This window comes from Xenorhabdus santafensis (assembly GCF_033949405.1).
GTDB classification, from domain to species: Bacteria; Pseudomonadota; Gammaproteobacteria; order Enterobacterales; family Enterobacteriaceae; genus Xenorhabdus; species Xenorhabdus santafensis.
In genome coordinates this window covers 74,465-88,829 of sequence record NZ_VCDN01000018.1, presented here as the reverse complement: position 1 = coordinate 88,829, position 14,365 = coordinate 74,465, and the positions used below count along the sequence as shown (strand labels likewise).

Sequence of the window (14,365 nt, the reverse complement as noted above, 5' to 3'; positions counted from 1 at the left end):
TGAGCTACGGATGCATTGTCGGTTTACTATTTCTGTAAAGGTTTTGTTCAGGCGCTCTTGATTGCCTGACTCGACAGAATTGAATTACCTAAAAATCGCGGAGTTTAAAGTGGTGCATCCGGGAGGATTCGAACCTCCGACCGCTCGGTTCGTAGCCGAGTACTCTATCCAGCTGAGCTACGGATGCATTTCTAAAATGGCGGTGAGGGAGGGATTCGAACCCTCGATGCAGCTCTTAACCACATACTCCCTTAGCAGGGGAGCGCCTTCAGCCTCTCGGCCACCTCACCATTTTTAAAACTCTTCGCTTTAAAACTTGCAACTCAGAATCTTTTCTTCAAGCTCTTCGTCGCTGCGATGGCGCACATATTACTTTCCCTGCCTGATAAGTCAAACAATTTTTCGCAACTTTTTTCCGTTTGCACACTTCGCACACAAAATGATTGTATTAACGTCTAAAGGGCTGTTTTATCGACAGCAAAACCATCCAATTGCTGTTAGGTTTTATAAAAATAATTATTCATCGCTATGGCCTCATGAACGAGGTCTTTTCAACTGATAGAAAATAAAAAGACGTGAGAGAATGGAATTAGCTTGAAAAGGGAGAAATAAAACCGTCAGGCGTAAAAAAGGAGGGGAGTGAGTAGAGTAGCGCCCAAGTCTTAAAAAAGCATGGACGCCATTCTTGAATTAAAAAGTTGTAGGCTGAGACTTCTCTGCCTGGATCCGTTGATAAATTTCTTCACGGTGAACAGAAACTTCCTTGGGTGCATTTACACCAATGCGAACTTGGTTGCCTTTAACTCCCAGTACTGTGACTGTTACCTCATCGCCTATCATGAGTGTTTCACCAACTCGACGAGTCAGAATAAGCATTCTTTGCTCCTTGAAAATTTAAAAGAGTCGGGTCTCTAGGTTTCCCCGCTATTATCCATCAAACACCGTGAAAACGTAAAGCAATGATATCTACTTAAACTATAAGCAGTTTTGAACACATTCCCTACATCTATAGGATAGCTAAAATATAAGTATGTGCCCAACATTTCAACAATTTCACAACAAAAAACATTCGGCACCATAAAAAAGCACTTTCATGATGCCGTTGCAGTCACGGCAGTACCGACTATAACCGCAATGTTACCCACTCTTCTACACTAGCCAATGCTGAAGGAAGAGCTGCTACATCCGTACCACCAGCCTGAGCCAGATCAGGACGTCCTCCTCCTTTACCTCCAACTTGTTGGGCAACAAAAGAGATTAAATCGCCTGCTTTTATTCTAGCAGTCAAATCCTTCGTTATACCAACAATTAGGCTGACTTTATCACCAGTTGCTGTAGAAAGCACAATAATTGCTGATCCCAATTGGTTTTTCAGGTCATCAACCATTGTTCTGAGCATTTTTGGTTCAACGTCACCTAATTGTGTTACCAGAAGGCGGACACCTTGAATTTCTTTAGCCTGACTGGACAAAGAAGAACTTTCTTGAGCTGCCTGCTGAGATTTCAACAATTGCAACTCTTTTTCCAATTGCTTAGTTCTATCTAGTGTCGTTTTCACTTTCTCATTTAAGCTACCGATATCACTCTTAACCAAATGAGCAATGTCTTGTAGTAAATCAGTTTGCTGATAGAGAGAATTCAGCGCAGTTTGACCCGTAATAGCTTCAATACGGCGAATTCCCGCAGCCGTACCTGATTCACTGGATATACGGAATAAACCAATATCACCTGTGCGACTTGCATGAGTACCACCACAAAGTTCGGTAGAAAAACCACCCATGCTCAGTACACGCACTTTTTCATCATATTTCTCACCAAACAGCGCCATGGCACCTTTAGATTTAGCCTCTTCCAGCTCCATCAATTCGGTAACAATCGGAGAATTTTTACGAACCTCTTCATTCACCAAATTTTCTACCTGACGGATCTGTTCTAGTTTCATCGCTTCATAGTGAGAAAAATCAAAACGTAGGTATTTATCATTAACCAAAGAGCCTTTCTGGGTTACATGCTCTCCCAGAATTTGACGCAATGCTGAATGCAATAAATGAGTTGCAGAGTGATTCAAGCGAATAGCATCTCTACGCACTACATCAATCTCAGCATTGACAGTATGATTAACGCTCAAACTACCACTTGTCAATTTGCCGATATGCCCAATTGCCTGCGCATATTTTTGTGTATCAACAACTTCAAATACGCCGTGACCATTCGACAATTTACCCGTATCACCAACCTGCCCACCAGATTCTGCATAGAAGGCTGTTTTATCCAGTATAATGACAGCTTCTTCACCGGCATGAATTTGCTCAACAGATTCGCCATTGCGGAAGATTGCAGTTACTGCTGCTTGTTGTGAATTGTGTTCATAACCACAGAAATCACTGCGACCATCAACTTTGATCAGCTCATTGTAATCGGTATCAAAGCCGCTGGATTCACGAGCCCGACGGCGTTGATTCTCCATTGCTACATCAAAGCCAGCTTCATCAACTTTAATATTGCGCTCACGGCAAACATCCGCAGTCAAATCAACCGGGAAACCATAAGTGTCATACAAACGGAAAGCAGCTTCACCTGGGAGGGTATCACCGGATAACTTCGCCAATTCTTCATCCAGCAATTGCAAGCCACGTTCCAGAGTACGGGCAAACTGTTCTTCCTCGGTTTTCAATACTTGCTCAACCAAAGATTGTTGCTGCTCCAATTCTTCACCCGCAGCGCCCATAACCTTAATTAATGGAGCTACTAGTTTATAGAAGAATGCTTCTTTCGCGCCTAACATATTTCCATGGCGAACCGCGCGACGAATGATACGACGCAGTACATATCCTCTGTTTTCATTGGATGGAGTAACACCATCACAAATCAAGAATGCGCATGCACGGATATGGTCAGCCACAACCCGCAAAGATTTGTTGGTGAGATCTGACGCACCTGTAACTTCAGCGACCGCAGCAATCAAATTCTGGAATAGGTCAATTTCGTAGTTGGAATTAACATGCTGCAATACTGCAGAAATGCGCTCTAATCCCATACCTGTATCAACAGAAGGTTTTGGCAGCGGCTCCATGGTGCCATCTGCATGACGATTGAATTGCATGAAAACGATGTTCCAAATTTCAATATATCTATCGCCATCTTCTTCTGGGCTGCCTGGAGGCCCACCCCAAATGTGGTCGCCATGGTCGTAGAAAATTTCTGTACAAGGGCCACAAGGACCAGTTTCACCCATTTGCCAGAAATTATCAGAATTAAAAGGCTTATCACCTTTATCGCCTATGCGAATAATTCTTTCTGCTGGAACACCAACTTCTTTGAGCCAAATATCATAGGCTTCATCATCTGTCTTATAGACAGTCACCCACAATTTTTCTTCTGGCAGATTAAACCATTCTTTGCTGGTCAATAATTCCCATGCATATTTGATAGCATCTTGCTTGAAATAATCACCAAAACTAAAATTACCCAACATCTCGAAGAAAGTGTGGTGACGAGCGGTATAACCCACATTTTCTAAATCGTTATGCTTACCGCCCGCACGAACACAGCGCTGAGCCGTTGTTGCTCTAGAATAAGGTCTTTTATCCAATCCCAAAAAGACATCTTTGAACTGGTTCATTCCCGCATTGGTGAACAACAATGTTGGATCATTGGTTGGCACCAACGAACTGCTTGGTACTATTTGGTGCCCTTTAGTATGAAAAAAGTCAAGAAACGCTTGACGGATCTCAGCGGTGCTTTTGCTCATAATTGTCCCGAAATCAAGCTGAAAAACAGATTTGTGAATAATTGAAATGGTATATCACATTACCATTTCAACTCACGAATAAATTAAAGTAGGGTTAAGATAGAATGTCTTCCGTAAGAAGTAAAATCCCATATAAATCCATTCGCTTTTCAGCATTGTAATTCGTCTGGGAATTTTCTTAAAGCCCGTTTGTCGAGCCAGTTTCGATACGCCCATTTCAATAATGTTTATCCCTTTCGTCTTCCAAGTGGAAACTTGGTTGACTCCATTCTGAAATTCATTGGCTATCTTCATTCATATAAAACAAAAAACCACACCCGTTTTGGATGTGGTTCTTAAGAAACTGCCTCTGCAAGTTACAGATAATGACAGCAAAAGTAGCAGTGAGAATGAAAAGTTATTAGAACTCTTCGTTATTCACTTCTTCAGCATTGTTTTCATAAGCTGATTCATAATCTGCAGCTGCGCTGAAATCTCCGGTGTTGTTTAACAACAACTCACGCAGTTTCTTATCCAATTCAGCAGCAGCTTCTGGGTGTTCTTTCAGATAGATAGTCGCGTTGGCTTTACCTTGCCCAATTTTATCGCCATTGTAGCTGTACCATGCGCCCGCTTTTTCCACCAATTTATGTTTAACACCCAAATCAATCAATTCGCCGAAAGTGTTAATGCCTTCGCCATAAAGAATTTGGAATTCAGCTTGTTTAAACGGTGCGGCAACTTTATTTTTGACAACCTTCACACGCGTTTCGCTACCAACAACTTCATCACCATTTTTCACTGAACCGGTACGGCGGATATCCAAACGAACAGAAGCATAAAACTTCAGAGCGTTACCGCCAGTCGTTGTTTCAGGGTTACCAAACATGACCCCAATTTTCATACGGATCTGGTTGATGAAGATCAGCAAGGTATTTGAGTTTTTCAAGTTACCTGCCAGCTTACGCATGGCCTGGCTCATCATACGTGCTGCCAAGCCCATGTGAGAATCGCCGATCTCACCTTCAATTTCTGCTTTCGGTGTCAATGCAGCAACGGAGTCAACAATAATGACGTCAACCGCGCCAGAACGTGATAATGCATCACAGATTTCCAACGCTTGTTCGCCCGTATCAGGCTGAGAGCACAACAGATTATCAATATCTACACCCAGCTTTTTAGCATAAACCGGGTCAAGAGCATGTTCGGCATCAATAAAAGCACATGTTCTGCCTTCACGTTGCGCAGCAGCAATAACTTGTAATGTCAGTGTTGTTTTACCGGATGACTCAGGCCCGTATATTTCAACGATACGCCCCATTGGCAAGCCGCCTGCACCTAATGCAATGTCCAGTGACAGAGAGCCAGTAGAAATGGTTTCAACATCCATCGAGCGGTTTTCACCCAAACGCATGATGGAACCTTTACCAAATTGTTTTTCAATTTGACCGAGCGCTGCTGCTAGTGCTTTTTGTTTGTTTTCATCGTTAGCCATGTTTACTCCTTCGCAAGCAATGAAGGGGCTGCCCCACTGCTGATAAACTGTTTCTGATACCAAAGTGCCGTATGATTATACTGTATAATCATACAGCATCAAGTTAATTTTTTATGATTTTGTCCAACAATGTTTTTAAAGAAAAAATAACCGCCTGCAAACGCACGGCATCACGATCGCCCATAAAATGCTGGCGATAAGTTACGGTTTGTATACTGCCGTCAATATAAAAGGCAAATCCAACCCATACAGTACCCGTTGGTTTTTCTTCGCTCCCGCCATCCGGGCCGGCAATACCACTGACAGAAACAGAAAAATCCGCTTTAGCGATTTTTAGTGCCCCTTCTGCCATTTCTTTGACAATTTGTTCACTTACCGCACCAAACTGTTTCAGTGATTCCAGTGATACTCCCAGCATTTCATGTTTGGCATCATTACTGTATGTCACAAAACCGCGATTAAAGTAGGCTGAACTCCCCGCAATATCTGTGATCGCTTTGGCAATCCAGCCTCCCGTGCAAGATTCGGCACAGGTCACGGAGAGTTTTTTCTGCTTTAATCTTTTTCCCAATTCAATACTAAGCTGATTCAGGATTTTTTCATCCATAACAAGCCTTCAATTCGATAATAAATTAATTTTTCCGAAGCATATCCCAAATCCACAATCCCCCGATTGCCAGAGAAAGTGCAATGCCAAAACCAATGCCAACAGAAATAATCGATATTTTCAACATCATGGCGATCAAATACAGCCCCAACATGATCAACATGGCACTATTTTCACCGAAATTTTGCACAGCAACGGCCTTGCCTGCCCCCATGGTATTTTTGCCATGTTCCTGCAATAACGCATTAAGCGGGACAATGAACAGCCCGCCAAACATTCCAAGGAAAATTAATATCAAGTAAGAAAGCCATAACGATTCTTGAGTCACCAGAAGAATCACCATTATGCCTATCAAGACACCGGCGGGCATACAACGTCGGACTGTCTTCAATGTAATAAAGCGCGCAGCCAAGCCCGCTCCGGCAATAATACCAATAGAAACGACCGCAGACATCAATGTGGGAGTTGTATTCCCCTCAATCCCCAATACCAACGGAACCCATGAAATCAGCAGTAAACGCAGTGTAACCCCTGCTCCCCAAAACAAGCTGGTGCCAACCAGTGAGAATCGCGTATCTTGGTTACGCCAAAGTGCAACACAGACCGCTATAAAATCCACCAGCATTTCTTTGAAAACCCAACCTTTTTCCTGACGCGCTGCCGACAAACGAGGAATATAAAAGTTGGCTACGACTGCTGTGCCATACAGCAAAGCACAAAGTCCCAATGCCAGTATCAGGTTAAAGTCAGAAATAAAACCACCGGCGACTGAACCCACTAAAATGGCAGCAATGGTTGATGCTTCCATTAAGCCATTAGCTTTTACCAAACTCCGTTCGTCCGTCAGTTCTCCCAAGATGCCATATTTAGCAGGAGAATAAATGGCGGCACCAATTCCGACCAGGGTATAACCGACAAATGGGTTCACATCGATGCAAATGCTGATAGCGCCAAGCAGTTTGATGCTATTGGAAAAGAGCATTACACGCCCTTTGGAAAACCTATCAGCAATTTGCCCCACAAAGGGGGCAAATACAATGTAAGCCAGCACGAAGACCATTTGCAGGGCCGGCAAACTCCATTCAGGGTAAGCCTCAGCCTTCAATTGAGCCAAGATGGTAAATAAGAGCGCATTGTCAGCAAATGCAGAAAGAAATTGCGAAAACAATACGGCCTTCATTCCCTTATTGAGCAGGGAATTATTCTCCACAGAACCTTCCATTTCCTTACCCCTGTTCAGCCATTCTTCTTAAAGTGACAAAATCCGGTTTTCCGCTGCCAAGCAAAGGCAATTGTTTTACATAACGGATATCACGCGGAACCGCCAGCTCCGGCATGCCCATTTCACGAGCGATCCCCAGCATTGAATTTCGCTGTAAATTGACATCGGTTGTGAACAGTACCAGTGCTTCACCTTTTTTATGATCGCTCTTGGCTGTTGCCGCATGTTGTGCATCAGTAGAAACATGTGCAGCCATGTGCTCTACAGCCTCAAGAGAAACCATTTCCCCCGCAAGTTTAGCAAAACGCTTTACACGACCTTGGATAGAACAAAAACCATCTTTATCGATGAAAACAATATCTCCGGTGTCATACCAGCCTATCTGGTTATTCCCTTCTGCATCTTCTGCTGATGGTGGTTCCAGGCGTTCAGGGGCTTCAACACGCAGGTAGCCTTTCATAATATTAGGCCCACGCAATTGTAAACGCCCACCTTTTTCAATGCCTTGCACAGGCAATAAACGCGCTTCCATACCGGGTAATATCCGCCCAACAGTTCCCACTTTTGCAGCCATAGGTACGTTGATTGCTACAACAGGCGCACATTCTGTCACACCATAGCCTTCCAGAATGCGGATACCGAATTTATCCTGCCAAATGTTTTTGGTGCTCTCTGATAATTTTTCTGCACCAGCCACGACATAACGCAAACGGGCGAAATCATACGGATGCGCAAAACGGGCATAATTTCCCAAGAAAGTCGAAGTACCAAACAACACAGTACAATTGCAGTCATAAACCAGCTCAGGTACGACACGGTAATGCAATGGGCTTGGGTAGAGGAATACACGGCTGCCGGTCATCAGTGGCGTCAATAAACCGACTGTCAGCCCAAAGGCATGGAACAGCGGCAAGGAAGACATAAAACGATCTTGTGGAGTAAAATCAGCAACCGTTTTTATTTGCTCAACATTGGCTATTAAACTGGCATGGCTGTGAACCACGCCTTTAGGTGCGCCTTCTGAGCCTGACGTAAACAGGATCAACGCGTCATCATCAGGTTTCTGCGACGCCAGAATAGCTTTGGAAGGAAAAATCAGATGCCACAACACCCAACATTTATCTTGCCAAGTGACCGTCTCTTTTAAATCTTCGAGATATATCCAATTGGCTTCGGCTACCTGTTCTGGCAAATCCGTTAATTGCCCTTTTTCCAGGAATTGACGCGATGTCACAATAGTTTTAATGGTCGCAGCCTGCATGGCATTTTTAATTCCGCTGCTTCCGGCCGTATAGTTCAGCAGAGCTGGCACCCGCCCTTTCAAGGAAGCGCCATATATACCGGCAGCCATTATCGTTGCATTCGGCAACAATAAACCTACCCGCTCCCCTTCTGTTGTAAAGCGTTCGAATATCCGGCTGATGCCCAATATTTTTTTCAGCAATGAGTGATAGCTATCTTCCTGAAAGTTCGCATCTTCGATACAAGGCTTGAAACGACCAAAACGTTTTTGAGAGGTTAAATAAGCACTGAACAGTGTTTCTTTTGGCCGCGTCTGCATTCTTACATTCATCATGATGGCATGGAGATGTTCCCCTGCTAAGCGACGGCGTTCCGTTGAATCAGCCGCCTCCGGCATTGGTAGATCAACGGCAGGTAAAATCTTAATGGCGATTTTCGGGAACCAATGCAACTTCATAATCCCTTTTAATCGCCCAAAAATGGATTGTTCCGCGCCATCAATACGAACCGGGACAACCTTCGCCCCTGATTTAGCCGCGATAAAGGCAGCGCCATCATAAATTTTCATCAAAGAGCCGGTTACAGTTATTCTCCCTTCAGGGAAAATAACAATCGGGCGCCCTTTATCCACTTCTTTGACCAATGTCCTTACCGCCATTGGATTGGTGGGATCCAGTGGCACGACATCCGCATAAATTTTGACAAATTTCATGAAATTGCGGGTAGCAATATTAGAATAGATGGCGAAGACTGGTTTGACTGGCAGAAACAGCCCGATTAAAAGGCCGTCTAAAAAAGAAATATGATTGGGTGTAATAATGCATTTGGGATGTTCGAGCTGCTTAACATCACCTTCGACTGTAACCCTAAAAAGTATACGAATTAATAAACGAATTAAATTCAAGAGCATATCCATATCTCAAACATAATTAAATAAAATTAAAGTAAATAAATAGGGTTATACTATAAATTGTATGGACAGCCTGATATATAAGATTTCCCCTCTATATAAAAAATAACCTAAAAATACATTTATATATCAAATTATCTTATTTTTTTGGTCTAAAATATAGGATTTGATGGTATCGACAATATCTTCTGTTACCAAACTGGCATCAACAATGAAATTTGCACACTCACAGTACAGAGGTTCCCTTTCGATCAATATATCTTCAATTTCTTCGAGGATAGATTTTCCTGTCAGGCTGGGGCGCTGTGAATTTTCCGGTGTGAGGGATAATCTATTGATAAGAATGTCTGCTGGCGCTTGCAGATAAATTACAATCCCATTCTGTCGCATATAATCGCGGTTTTTTGCCGACAAGACCATTCCCCCGCCAGTTGAAACAACATGCCCATCTTGGCTCGCCATTTTCAACATTTGGCTTTCCAGCGTTCTAAAATATTCCCAACCATGTTGCTCAACAAGATCAGCAATAGTCATTTTGCTAGTTGCTTGAATGCTCTCATCAGTGTCAATAAATTTGTACGACAATGTTTCAGCCAACAACTTACCTATTGTCGTCTTCCCTGCACCGCGCGCGCCTACGATGAATAGAGCCTGTTTCATTTCGTTGTTTTCCTGAAGAGTAATTAAGTTAAGCCTAAAACATAAAGTATAGTAACTAAATATTTACACTGGTGTAAAAAAGTATTTTTCATTGAACAAAAAGTCACACTTAACATTAAGTGTGACTTTTTGTAATTAAATAAATTCTAATTAAAGCAGGATATCATTATTGGCGGGGTAAATAATCACCATAACCAATCCATTTGTACGTCGTCAGTGCATCCAACCCCATCGGGCCTCTGGAATGCAATTTCTGGGTACTGACAGCAACCTCAGCCCCCAAACCGAACTGACCACCGTCAGTAAAGCGCGTACTTGCATTCACGTAGACTGCGGCTGAATCCACATGGCGGACAAAATAATCAGCCTGTTGCAAAGATTCCGTCAAAATAGCATCAGAATGGGCTGTACCATAGGTACGTATGTGGGAGATAGCCTGATCGATATCGCTGACAACCTCGACATTCATATCCAGCGATAACCACTCATCAGAGTAATCTTCTTCCGTTACTTCAACTACTGTTGCCGGGCCGCTTTTCAGCAACATCATTGCTGATGCGCTTGCGTGCAGTGTTACTCCCTGCTCTTTCATTTTGCTACTCAGCAACGGCAAAAAATCACCGGCGATTTTTTCATGTACCAATAAGGTTTCCAGAGAATTACAGGCACTTGGTCGCTGAACTTTTGCATTAGTGATAATTTCCAATGCTTTTTCTATATTGATGCTTTCATCTACAAATGTATGACAAACACCAATACCACCTGTAATCACCGGAATAGTCGATTGTTCACGGCATAGTTTATGTAATCCGGCACCACCACGGGGGATCAACATATCAACATAGCGGTCCATTTTCAGTAATTCAGCGACTAGCTCGCGATCAGGTTTATTGATGGCCTGAACTGCCGCAGCAGGCAATCCACTTTGCTCCAATGCCTGCTGAATAACTTTAACCATTGCCTGATTGGTATGATGGGTTTCTTTACCACCGCGCAGTATCACTGCATTACCCGTTTTCAGACACAACGAAGCCACATCGATAGTGACATTGGGGCGGGCTTCATAAATCACGCCAATAACCCCCAAAGGAACCCGGCGGCGGCTCAATTGCAACCCATTATCCAGCGTTTGCCCGTCCATAACCTGCCCAACAGGGTCTGCCAACCGACATACCTGGCGCACATCATTGGCGATGGCATTCAAACGTTCCGGAGTCAGTAATAAGCGATCGAGCAGCGCTTCACTCATACCCTGCCCGCGGGCCTGTTCCATATCTTGCTGATTGGCAGCAAGAATCACTTCAGTTTCTGCTTCCAGCAAATCAGCAATGTGATTCAACGCCTGATTTTTTTGACTGGTGCTCAATTGTGCCAACTGCCATGATGCTGCTTTGGCGGCTTTTCCCATCTGCTCTAGCATGGTGGAATCCTTAACTCATGATCAATTACGATCAGCTAATTAACTTACGATCAAATCGTCACGGTGAACCGCAACTGCGCCATACTCATAACCCAATATCAGGCTGATTTGCTGTGAATGATGACCAGCTATCATACGTAAGGCATCGCTATTATAACGGCAAACACCGTGGGCTAAATCCTTGCCAGATAAGCTACGGATACAAATAACCTCACCACGGGAGAAATTACCTTTAACGTTTTTAATCCCTTTTGGCAGCAGAGAGCTGCCTTTTTCCAAAATAGCTGTTTCAGCCCCATGATCGACAATGATTTCCCCAGCAGGAGGAGCACCAAAAATCCAGCGCTTGCGATTTTCCAGTGGGCTCTTAAGACCGTGAAAACGTGTTCCAACTGCTTTGCCGTCAATGACATCGGCTATCACATCCGGCTTGTTGCCTGCGGCAATAACGACGTCAATTCCTGCACGCCCCGCCACTCCGGCAGCCTGCAGTTTTGTGGCCATTCCTCCCGTGCCTAAACCAGAAACGCTGTCTCCGGCCATCATTTTCAGCTCATCGCTGATGTCATGCACTTCAGAGATCAATTCAGCACTTGGGTTATTGCGGGGGTCGGCAGTATAAAGACCTTCGATATCGGTCAGGAGCAATAGCTTATCTGCACTGCCTAAAATGGCAGCCAATGCTGAAAGATTGTCATTGTCACCCACTTTTATCTCTGCTGTCGCGACGGCATCATTTTCATTAATAATGGGAACAATGTGATTATCCAGCAACGCCTGAAGCGTATCCCTTGCATTAAGAAAACGTTCGCGATCTTCCAGATCCGCGCGAGTGAGCAACATCTGGCCGACATGGATACCGTAAATAGAAAAAAGTTGCTCCCACAGTTGAATCAACCGGCTCTGCCCTACCGCAGCCAGTAACTGTTTCGAAGCGATTGTTGCGGGAAGATCCGGGTATCCTAAATGCTCGCGTCCGGCAGCAATTGCCCCGGAAGTCACAATAATAATGCGGTGGCCTTTTTCATGTTGTTTAGCGCACTGGCGAACCAATTCCACAATGTGAGCCCGATTCAAACGACGAGAGCCACCTGTCAATACACTCGTCCCTAATTTCACAACCAATGTTTGGCTGCCATTCATCATATTTCTGCCATTACAGTTAATTGAAAAAACAATAAGTAAAAAAACAACTTGAAGAAACAACACGTTTAAGAAAATTGCATATTCAAAAAATATCAATTCAGGAAAAACGCGGGCTAAAAACCAACGTTAGTTTTAACAGGAGAGAAGCGTTATGCCAACTGACATAACGCAAAATTTAAAAAAAGCGAGTTTAAAACAAAATCATACTGTAAGTGGGTTTTGAAGAGGGGCGGTATTTTGCGATGGAATCAACTGTAATTTAAGCGTATCAAAAGAATCGGCCAGACGTTTGTGAAACGCCTGCAAGATTGATTCAAGATGTACAAGATCAGTTTTCTTTTTGATATTCATGGCCTGCCATTCACCATGCTTATCAAATAAGCCTATCTGATATTTATAAACGAAGCCTTGCTCTTGCGCTTCTAATTCTAACCACCATCCCCAAAATTCTCGTTTTTCTGGTGCCACTTTTGCACTGACACAAACAGCCAAACAATCAAAGAAAAAATAATCGTTTTGGCATTTTAATTCACGTACATACGGCCCTAATGCAGAAAAACGCTTTAACAACTTATTTTTAGAATAACTTGCGGGTAAAGTCATACAAAGGTCTCCTTATATACAGAACACCTTTGTATCAAATGATTAAAAAATATCAAGTAATAAATTTTGTTTTATAGAACTTTATCCTCTAACCATACACTTATTTCGTGTAAAGACTTCTTGAATCCACTATAAACTGATTTGGTCGGGATAGCCCGCAATGTGCCATCCATTGATGACATTGCAATTAATCTAGAATCTTTTCTCGGGCTGAAAATATCATCTTCCCAATACACCGAAAACATAGGCACAGTGCAGCGGCGCCCTAATAAGCCTTGGTTTTTCAAGGAATAACAACTTAGTTCAGAACATAGCCTTTCTTTATCCACAAACCCCATACCCAACCGGCTAGCCAATACATCAAAATACATTGGCGGAATTTTCTGCTGTAACTTCTCATCATGCAGTAATTCATGAACTACCGGGCCAAGCACCGCAACCCCTTTAATCAGTTTTGGTTCTAAATAGGCAAGGCGAACTGCAATATTGGCCCCGAAACGAAAACCAAACACACCTATACGAGTATGGTCAACCCACATCACATTAACCAACTGCTGCAAAACTTGTTGATGGAGTGCGCAGGTATCTTGCGTCAAAGTGAATTTGCCAGAATAGCCAACAGAAGGCATATCCAACGTTAGCATGGCAAAGCCAAGAGGCGAAAAATGCTCACGAAACAACTGCAAACAATCGCTCTGGACGCTATCAACATTGGTACAGACTAATATCGTCGGGCAAGGCCCCTGGGAATTAGCAGGAAGATGCAATAAACCTGTTACAGGTTTGCCTCCTTCCATCTGAAAATCCAGCTTTTTCAATTCATAGTCAGAAAAGCGTGCAGCATTTTCATAAGCCTTATTTGCCAACGCTATTGCTTGATCGGCCAATTCATCACCACGCAAATGTGGATAAGCGGCAATACTGTACAATGTAGAAGCCTTTACCCAATGAGCGCTGGCTTCCGCACTTTCTTGTGCACGCAATGCTTCCTGTTGCCAGTGCATTGCGCGCTGTGACCATTCAAATGCCCAGTTTCCCTTACGATAGCCGACCACGGTATCCAACAAATGATCGATGCTTCGTTCAGCATCTGTCACGGCAATCCGGCTGAGAACATCTTGGATTTCCAGCGGATCGACTCCCCTCCAGATCCAAGCAAGCCAATTAATCATTCGATACCAACGCTCGCGGCGCTTCCCACCAAGCTCGCTATCACTGGTCGTGATAGCTTGTGAGCAAGTGTATTTTACCAGCGTAGAGGTTTCCCGATGTTTAAACTTCGGCTTAAACAATGATTCTGAAAGATTTTGTTTAGTCATGACAAAAGAAA

Annotated in this window: 11 protein-coding genes and 2 tRNA genes; all 13 read right to left on the bottom strand. The window is 43.5% G+C overall.

Going from position 1 to position 14,365, the window contains the following annotated elements; genetic code table 11:
* Positions 1 to 110 precede the first annotated feature (110 nt).
* Positions 111 to 187: transfer RNA gene (locus FE392_RS05505), tRNA-Arg, on the bottom strand.
* Positions 188 to 197: 10 nt separating this feature from the next.
* Positions 198 to 290: transfer RNA gene (locus FE392_RS05500), tRNA-Ser, on the bottom strand.
* A 400-nt stretch (positions 291 to 690) separates the two neighbouring features.
* Entirely contained in the window at positions 691 to 876 is a 186-nt protein-coding gene (gene csrA / locus FE392_RS05495; protein ID WP_010845367.1) for a carbon storage regulator CsrA, read from the bottom strand.
* Positions 877 to 1,123: 247 nt separating this feature from the next.
* Positions 1,124 to 3,751: an alanine--tRNA ligase gene (gene alaS / locus FE392_RS05490; protein WP_319929227.1), complete on the bottom strand. Its 2,628-nt coding sequence runs from the start codon at positions 3,749 to 3,751 to the stop codon at positions 1,124 to 1,126.
* Positions 3,752 to 4,151: 400 nt separating this feature from the next.
* A complete protein-coding gene (gene recA, locus FE392_RS05485; protein WP_319929226.1) occupies positions 4,152 to 5,225 on the bottom strand; it encodes a recombinase RecA in 1,074 nt (357 codons plus the stop codon).
* 103 nt (positions 5,226 to 5,328) lie between these two features.
* Positions 5,329 to 5,832: a nicotinamide-nucleotide amidase gene (gene pncC, locus FE392_RS05480; RefSeq protein WP_319929225.1), complete on the bottom strand. Its 504-nt coding sequence runs from the start codon at positions 5,830 to 5,832 to the stop codon at positions 5,329 to 5,331.
* Positions 5,833 to 5,857: 25 nt separating this feature from the next.
* Positions 5,858 to 7,054 (bottom strand): lysophospholipid transporter LplT, encoded by a 1,197-nt coding sequence (lplT, locus tag FE392_RS05475; RefSeq protein WP_319929224.1) that lies wholly within the window; start codon positions 7,052 to 7,054, stop codon positions 5,858 to 5,860.
* Positions 7,055 to 7,058: 4 nt separating this feature from the next.
* Complete coding sequence (gene aas, locus FE392_RS05470; RefSeq protein ID WP_319929223.1) at positions 7,059 to 9,206, bottom strand: bifunctional acyl-ACP--phospholipid O-acyltransferase/long-chain-fatty-acid--ACP ligase; 2,148 nt, start codon at positions 9,204 to 9,206, stop codon at positions 7,059 to 7,061.
* A 129-nt stretch (positions 9,207 to 9,335) separates the two neighbouring features.
* A complete protein-coding gene (gene aroL / locus FE392_RS05465; RefSeq protein ID WP_319929222.1) occupies positions 9,336 to 9,866 on the bottom strand; it encodes a shikimate kinase AroL in 531 nt (176 codons plus the stop codon).
* 166 nt (positions 9,867 to 10,032) lie between these two features.
* Entirely contained in the window at positions 10,033 to 11,286 is a 1,254-nt protein-coding gene (gene proA / locus FE392_RS05460) for a glutamate-5-semialdehyde dehydrogenase (protein WP_319929221.1), read from the bottom strand.
* A gap of 39 nt (positions 11,287 to 11,325) precedes the next feature.
* Positions 11,326 to 12,429, bottom strand: a complete 1,104-nt coding sequence (gene proB, locus FE392_RS05455; RefSeq protein ID WP_319929231.1) for a glutamate 5-kinase — start codon at positions 12,427 to 12,429, stop codon at positions 11,326 to 11,328.
* Positions 12,430 to 12,633: 204 nt separating this feature from the next.
* The gene (crl, locus tag FE392_RS05450; RefSeq protein WP_319929220.1) at positions 12,634 to 13,035 is read right to left on the bottom strand and encodes a sigma factor-binding protein Crl; all 402 of its coding nucleotides are present in this window, start codon (positions 13,033 to 13,035) and stop codon (positions 12,634 to 12,636) included.
* A gap of 71 nt (positions 13,036 to 13,106) precedes the next feature.
* A complete protein-coding gene (gene frsA / locus FE392_RS05445) occupies positions 13,107 to 14,354 on the bottom strand; it encodes an esterase FrsA (protein ID WP_319929219.1) in 1,248 nt (415 codons plus the stop codon).
* Between the last annotated feature and the right edge of the window lie 11 nt (positions 14,355 to 14,365).